The organism is Micropruina sp., from assembly GCF_047606665.1.
Classification (GTDB): Bacteria; Actinomycetota; Actinomycetes; order Propionibacteriales; family Propionibacteriaceae; genus Micropruina.
This window is the reverse complement of sequence record NZ_JASGEF010000020.1, coordinates 1-6,802: the sequence shown is the minus strand read 5'-3', so window position 1 is coordinate 6,802 and position 6,802 is coordinate 1. Positions and strand designations below refer to the sequence as shown.

4 protein-coding genes and 2 pseudogenes are annotated in these 6,802 nt (G+C 66.3%); 4 read left to right on the top strand and 2 right to left on the bottom strand.

Annotated features, from left to right (window positions below; translation table 11 throughout):
- Both QM619_RS04645 and QM619_RS04640 read right to left on the bottom strand, forming a co-directional pair.
- Window positions 1-518: tetratricopeptide repeat protein (locus QM619_RS04645; RefSeq protein WP_415104797.1), on the bottom strand; the 518-nt coding region annotated here is incomplete at its 3' end.
- Complete coding sequence (locus QM619_RS04640; RefSeq protein WP_415104795.1) at window positions 515-1,117, bottom strand: hypothetical protein; 603 nt, start codon at window positions 1,115-1,117, stop codon at window positions 515-517. The genes QM619_RS04640 and QM619_RS04645, both read right to left, overlap by 4 nt.
- On the opposite strand from QM619_RS04640, the gene QM619_RS04635 reads away from it, so the two are divergent.
- The 4 genes and pseudogenes from QM619_RS04635 to QM619_RS04620 form a co-directional block, all read left to right on the top strand.
- The gene (locus QM619_RS04635; RefSeq protein ID WP_415104793.1) at window positions 1,094-3,340 is read left to right on the top strand and encodes an AAA family ATPase; all 2,247 of its coding nucleotides are present in this window, start codon (window positions 1,094-1,096) and stop codon (window positions 3,338-3,340) included. The genes QM619_RS04640 and QM619_RS04635 overlap by 24 nt on opposite strands.
- On the top strand, window positions 3,337-4,425 hold the full coding sequence (locus QM619_RS04630; protein WP_415104791.1) for a tetratricopeptide repeat protein: 1,089 nt from the start codon (window positions 3,337-3,339) through the stop codon (window positions 4,423-4,425). The genes QM619_RS04635 and QM619_RS04630 overlap by 4 nt, the downstream gene beginning before the upstream one ends.
- Before the next feature lie 749 nt (window positions 4,426-5,174).
- Window positions 5,175-5,768 (top strand): annotated as a pseudogene (locus QM619_RS04625) (transposase); the annotation flags it as partial.
- A 53-nt stretch (window positions 5,769-5,821) separates the two neighbouring features.
- Window positions 5,822-6,682: pseudogene (locus QM619_RS04620) on the top strand (IS256 family transposase); the annotation flags it as partial.
- Between the last annotated feature and the right edge of the window lie 120 nt (window positions 6,683-6,802).

The following is a 6,802-nucleotide window of genomic DNA, read 5'->3' as shown; positions in this document are numbered from 1 at the left end:
GTGTCGGGATGCTCGGCGCCCAGCACCCGCTCCCGGATGGGGAGGAGTTCAGCGAACGCGGCAGCGGCACCAGCCGCATCACCAGCTCGTCCGCGCCAGGAGGCCAGGTTGTTGCGGGTGCGCAGTGTGTCGGGATGCTCGACGCCCAGTACCCGCTCCCGGATGGGGAGGAGCTCAGCGAACGCGGCAGCGGCACCAGCCGCATCACCAGCTCGCCCGCGCCAGAAGGCCAGGTTGTGGCGGGTGGTCAGCGTGTCGGGATGCTCGACACCCAGCAGGTCGCTGATCGGTTCCAGATACTGCTGCCACCGGTCCCGCGACACCGTCGGCGACATTCGGGACGACACAGCTACCAACGCGACGACCGCGCCCGAGGCGTCCCCGGCGGCCAACTCGTGACCGGCCCAGGCGTCCTCGGCGTAACGGCGGGTGGCGTCGTCCCAGCCCTTCTCCTGCAGCGAGCGGAGGGCGGCGGCGAGGACCTGATCGGGTGTGCGGTCGCGACGGGACAGGGTCATAGCGATAGCGCTTCGGCGGCGGCGTGGCCGAGGCTCTTGTCCGTCAGGTAGTGCTCGGCATCGTGGGCGTGGCGACCGTTGTCCACCCGGAAGGTCGGATTGACCGATGTCGCTGAGCGGGCTCCCGGGGCGAAATCGTCCTGAAGCGAGGTGTGCACAGCGATCAGATCGTCGCGGTCGGCGAAGTCCGACCAGCCCATGACCGACGGCGGCACACTCGGTGGCTGCGGCTGGATCCGCTCATAGATGATGGTCCGCAACGCCAGCGGTGATCCGATCGTGATCAACGACACCTTCTGGTCGGTGCGATGCAGAGCTTCGTAGGCGACGACCGAGCCCAGGGAATGGGCGATCACGAGTTGGGTCTCGTCGTCGATCTGTTCCAGCACCCGGTTCTGGGCGGTGCCGCGAATCGTCGGATCGGTGAGATAGAGGCTCACCTCGCGCAGTGCCCGCTTCACGAAAGCAGCGGCGAACCCGAATCCGACCGGGGCAAGCCAGCGGATGCGCGCCAGCCTGTCCAGAGCTACCGACCCCACCGCACCGAGGCCCTGTGCTCCTGAGGTCGGGGTGAGTTGCGCGATAGCTTGCTGCGCCATCCTGCGGTCGTTGGCGTCCGGAGCGCGCTTGGCAGCCGCCGTCAGCCAGGCAAGAGCGAGTTGCCGCTCGAGTTCGATGACCTCTGGATCCGTTGGTTCGGCGTCCGCCGCCCCTTGGGCGCCCCGGGTGCGGTACAGGTCGCCGTAGAACGCCATCCGGACGGTCAAGTCTCCGGGATGCTGGTCGCGCCAGAGCCGGTCCGCCAGTTCCGAACGGCCGGCATTGCGGATGCCCCCCGCCAACGCCGGCAGCCAGGTGGATTCGAGGGTGTCGGCGCTCTCCTTCGACTGGGCGATCCCATGGACCAGAACAACCCGCGCCATCATCCCTCCATAGCCGTCTCCGAAACGGTAGCTTTCGCTTGTCGGTTCATCCTTGCATCAACGGTGGTGGTTATGCGTCGGGCCTTGGTCATCGCATCCGAGTACGGAGCCCCGGAAGACGAACGGCTAGGTTTCGTGCCCGAGGTCGCCGCCGGCCTGGCGCAGGCTCTGAAGGACGAATGGGTCGTCGAGGGACCGGTGCTCAACCCGACCGCGAGAGAGGTCAAGGACACGGTCCTCGCCGCAGTGGCCGAGGCAGCGCGCGGACAGCAGACGCTCCTGTTGTCGTTCCTCGGTCATGGGGTTGTCCGCGAGCGCCGCTACCAACCGCCTGCCTTCTATCTGCAGTACAGGGATTCGTCACATGAGCCGACATCGGAGACGAGTCTTCATCTTGTGCCGTTCCTGTCCGAGGTGCTCGGCGGCAGTGACGCCGTTGGCCTGAACGGCCTGATCCTCCTAGTGGATGCCTGCTCAGCCGGCGGCGTCCCCATCCAGGCGGCGCTCGACTTGGACAACCCACTGGGTGGCCGTCTCGAGGTGCTGGTCGCGTCGGACGACGGGAACGCTTATAACGGCTGCTTCACCAAGACCATCACCGATGCCCTGACGACCGGTATCGCACATGCGGGCGAGACGATCCATCCCGCCAATGTTCATCCCCTGCTCGCGACGGTGTGTGCCACACAGTCACCGGCGCATCTGTCGTATACGAACGGCTATATCAATCTCGCCGGCGGCCATGATCCGGCATTGTGGCTGTTGCGCAATCGCACCAGGGCCTGGCACGCGCTGCTCGACCGTCCCGATGCCGGGCTGCTCGATCAGGTCGCTGGACAGGTCTCGCTCAGCCGCAGTCAGAAAGTCGCGCTGCAACGGGTGAAGGAGCACATCTACAGCAGGCTGCGAATCGTCACCGGTCCGGCAGGTTCGGGAAAGACCACTCTGCTGGCCACATTGATCAATCCGCAGCGGGACCGGTTCGGCCAGGTCACCGCCAGCAGCATCAGCGCGGCCGCTTTCCTCAGCCGGATCACCACACCGGACGCCGTCATCGTCGAGATCGCCGACCAACTCGCGACCGTGCGCGGCGACCAGGGTGACGAGCAGACGCCGGCGTTCGCCTCCGCCTTTGCCCAGGCTCGGCAGCAGGTCGACGGAGAGATCAAAGCCAAGATGCTGCCCGGAACCACCAGCCTGCTCGACCGCGAACTAGTCCTTCCGCTGGCCCGCAGTCTCGACCCGACCAAGGAACCGGTACAGATCGTTCTCGATGGGCTCGACCAGGTCCACTCCGACCAGGAATCGCCGTTCCTCGACCTGGTCACCACGCTCACCCAGGACGACCGGCTCGACCGACTACGGGTGATCGTAGGGGTCCGCGAAACCGACCGCGCTCTGCCCGAGCGGCTCACCGAACATGGCTTGGTCACGCGGATTGAACCACCCACCTGGGGCGATGTGCCCGACGCCGACCGTGCTCCGTGGCTCGCGGACGTCAGGGCCCAGAACACGACCGCGATCATCGACAGCGGCTGGCTGACGGTGCGTCTGCTCGAACAGCTGACCGACGATCCGGGTACGTACGACCTCGCCACCGCCGCCCGCGCCTTCTTCACCCAGGCTCTCGGACGACTCGCCAATTCGGTGCTGCGCACCATCACCGAGGATATCGCCCAACTACTCGGCGTCACCGGCATCGGCCCGGTCCTCCCGCTGGTGGTGCTGAAACAAGCCCTGATCGAACTCGACCACGACATCACCGACGCCGACCTCGGCACCATCATCGCCACCCTCGGCCCGCTGATCATCCGCGGCCGCGCCGGCTTCTCCGACGAACACCTCGGCTACGCCCACCTCGAAATCGCCCGATCCCTCGCAGTTACGGACCCGACATGAGTCCGGTCGGCAACCCGGACCGCGTGATCGCTACCGCCCTGAGAACTCTGTATCGGAATGGCTGGGACGACGCCACCCGCCGCTACGCCGAGGACGCCTGGGCCGGTCACGAGTTAGCCTCCGGGGACGCGTCAGGAGCGGTGGCAGCTTTGGCCGCTATGTCCTCCCAAATGTCGCCGGCGCCGTCACGGGACCGGTGGCAACAATACTTGGATCCGATCAGCAACCAGTTGGGTGTTGATCACCCCGACACCCTCACCGCCCGCCACTATCTCGCCTGCTGGCGCGGGCAAGCGGGAGATCCGGCTGGTGCCGCAGGCGCGCTGACAGAACTTCTGCCCATCCGGGAACGGATACTGGGTACTGAACATCCCGACACCCTGCGAACTCGCAGCAGCCTCGCCTACTCACGGGGGCTTGCGGGCGATATGACGGGTGCTGCCGGAGCAGTCGCCGAACTCTTGCCCATCCAGGAACGGATACTGGGTGCCGAACATCCCGACACCCTCACTACCCGCAACAACCTCGCCCACTCTCTCGGGGCCGCGGGCGATCTGATCGGCGCCGCGGAAGCATTCGCCGAGTTGTTGGCAATCCAGGAACGAGTGCTGGGTGCTGAAGATCCCGACACCCTGCGAACTCGCGGCAACCTCGCCTACTGGCGCGGAGCAGCAGGAGATCCGGCCGGCGCCGCCGAAGCATTCGCCGAACTTCTGCCCATCCAGGAACAGCTGCAAGGCCCCGAACACCCCAATACGCTCAGCACTCACCATGGCCTCGCCTGCTCGCGCCGCCAGCTGGGAGATCCGGCCGCCGCCGCCGCCTCGTTCGCTGAGCTCCTGGCCATCCAGGAACGGGTATTGGGCGCCGAACATCCCGCCACCCTCGCCACCCGCCACAACCTCGCCCATTGCCAAGGCGAGGCGGGTGACCCGGCCGGTGCCGCCGCCTTGTTGGCTGAACTCCTGGCCATACTGGAGCGCGTGTTGGGCGCCGAACACCCCAATGCCCTGACGGCCCGCAATAATCTCGCTCTTTGGACGAAGATGGCCGCCCAGAAGACCGAGGACACTACGGACATATAGCGGAAGGCGAGCTGGCGTCCCGGCCACGAAGTCCCGCGCGACCCCCTCCCTCTGATCAGTGATCGGGAGTTCCGGCGTCCGTGTGTCGAGTAGCCCACCAGCTGAGCACTGAGCCGACTGTGACCAGCAACACCCCCTGCCAGAAGCTTGCCGTGAGGGTGGCGCCAAGCAGGACGGCCCGATGGCCGAGGACAACACCGGTGTCGCATAGGAGGCCGACGCGAGCGCCGTCAGGTTGCCGTGCAAGATGCCGATGTTCCAGAAGGCGTATCCGGCCCCGATCACGGCGGCGGCACACACTAGCGCGACGATCGCTTCCGCCGAAGGACGGTGCGGAACGGGGGCGCCGGTCACCAGATAGATCGCCCAGAGCGCGACTGCGGTGCCGGTGAAGAAGACCGTGATTCCGTCACGTCCACCGGACAGAACGGGGCTGAGCACCGAATAGCAGGCCCACGCGGTCGCGCCGAGCAGCGCCAGGACATAGGGAACTGGATTGGCAGCGATGTTCACGCCGATACCCATCGGGTCGAGGCCTGCGTCCCCACCGACCACCCAGGCGATTCCGGCCGTGGCCAGCAGAATGCCGGGAGCCACCAGCCAACTCGGCCGCCGGCCAGTTGAGTCCCGCATAGTGGTGTAGCGCGGTTCGTGTGATCGTGGCCCGGCATGTCGTCGGGACGTGAGCGCGGTCACCGCGTGATCCTTCGAGTGAACATCTCACAGCACTCTCGAAAGGAACCATCACGATGACCGCTCCTCATATTGTCGACCCTGCGCGTCTGTTGTCCCAAGCCGTGGGGGACGCGTCGCCCGACCTGATGCGGCACCTGCTGGGCACAGTGATCAACGCGTTGTTGTCCGCGGAAGCGGACGCGGTGTGTGGTGCTGAGTACGGCCGGCCGTCTCCGGACCGGCTGGTGCAGCGCAACGGCTACCGGCACCGCGAGCTCGATACCCGCCTCGGCACGATCGATGTCGCGATCCCCAAGCTGCGGACCGGCAGCTACTTCCCTGAGTGGCTGCTGGAGCGCCGCAAGCGGGCCGAATCGGCGCTCATCTCGGTGGTGGCGACCTGTTACCTGCTCGGCGTCAGCACGCGGCGGATGGACAAGCTGGTCGCCACCCTCGGAATCACCAGCTTGTCGAAGTCGCAGGTGTCACGGATGGCTGCCGACCTGGACACCCAGGTGACCGCGTTCCGGACCCGGTCCCTGACCGACGCCGGCCCGTTCACGTTCGTGGCCGCGGACGCGTTGACGATGAAGGTGCGGGAGAACGGCAGGGTCGTCAACGCGGTGGTGCTGGTCGCGACCGGCGTCAACCATGACGGCCACCGCGAGGGGGTGTCAGATGGTCTGTGTAAGTGATTCCTCCAACGATGAGAGGTATGACCATGACTATGACCAAGGACGAGCAGCCGGCAGCGCCGGGTCTGTTCGGATCGCCGGTGGCGCCGCCGTCGGCGCGGGAGACGGTCGAGCAGATGGTGCAGGCCGGTCTGCTGGATGCGGTGTTCGACCGTGTCGAGACCGGTGATGTCCAGCTGACCGGCGAGGGTGGCTTGTTGCCGGAGATGATCAAGGCGGTGCTGGAACGCGGTCTGCAGGCCGAGCTGACCGATCATCTGGGCTATGCCAAGCACCAACGGGGTGACGGGACGAATGCCCGGAACGGGACGACGCCGAAGACGATCGCCACCGAGGTCGGCGACGTCGCGTTGGCGACGCCGCGGGACCGGGCCGGTAGCTTCGAGCCGCGCCTGGTGCGCAAGGGCGCTCGCCGCGCCGGCGGCCTGGACGAGATGATCATCAGCCTTTATGCGGGCGGGATGACGGTGCGCGATATTCAGCATCATCTGGCCCGCACGATCGGCACCGAGCTGTCCCACGAAACCATCTCGAATATCACCGACGCGGTCGCCGAGGAGGTCAAAGCGTGGCAGGCCAGGCCGTTGGAGGAGATCTACCCGATCATCTACCTCGACGCGCTTGTGGTGAAGGTCCGCGACGGCCACCAGGTCCGCAACAAGGCTGCTCATGTCGCAGTCGGGGTCGATCTCGACGGCGTGAAACACGTCCTCGGGATCTGGGTCCAGGCCAACGAGGGCGCGAAGTTCTGGGCCGGGGTGTGCGCCGAGCTGCGTAACCGCGGCATCCGTGACGTCCTGATCGTGTGCTGCGACGGCCTGACCGGCTTCCCCGAAGCGATCGAGGCGACCTGGCCGAAAGCCACCGTCCAGACCTGTGTGGTCCATTATGCCGATATCAGGATTATGCCGATGATGGCGGGGGTTCCCTGGTGGGAGGCGGGTTCCGCGCTGTCGTGGTCGGCATAATCCGGTGATCTGATCGACGCTCTTCTCATCCCGTTTCGT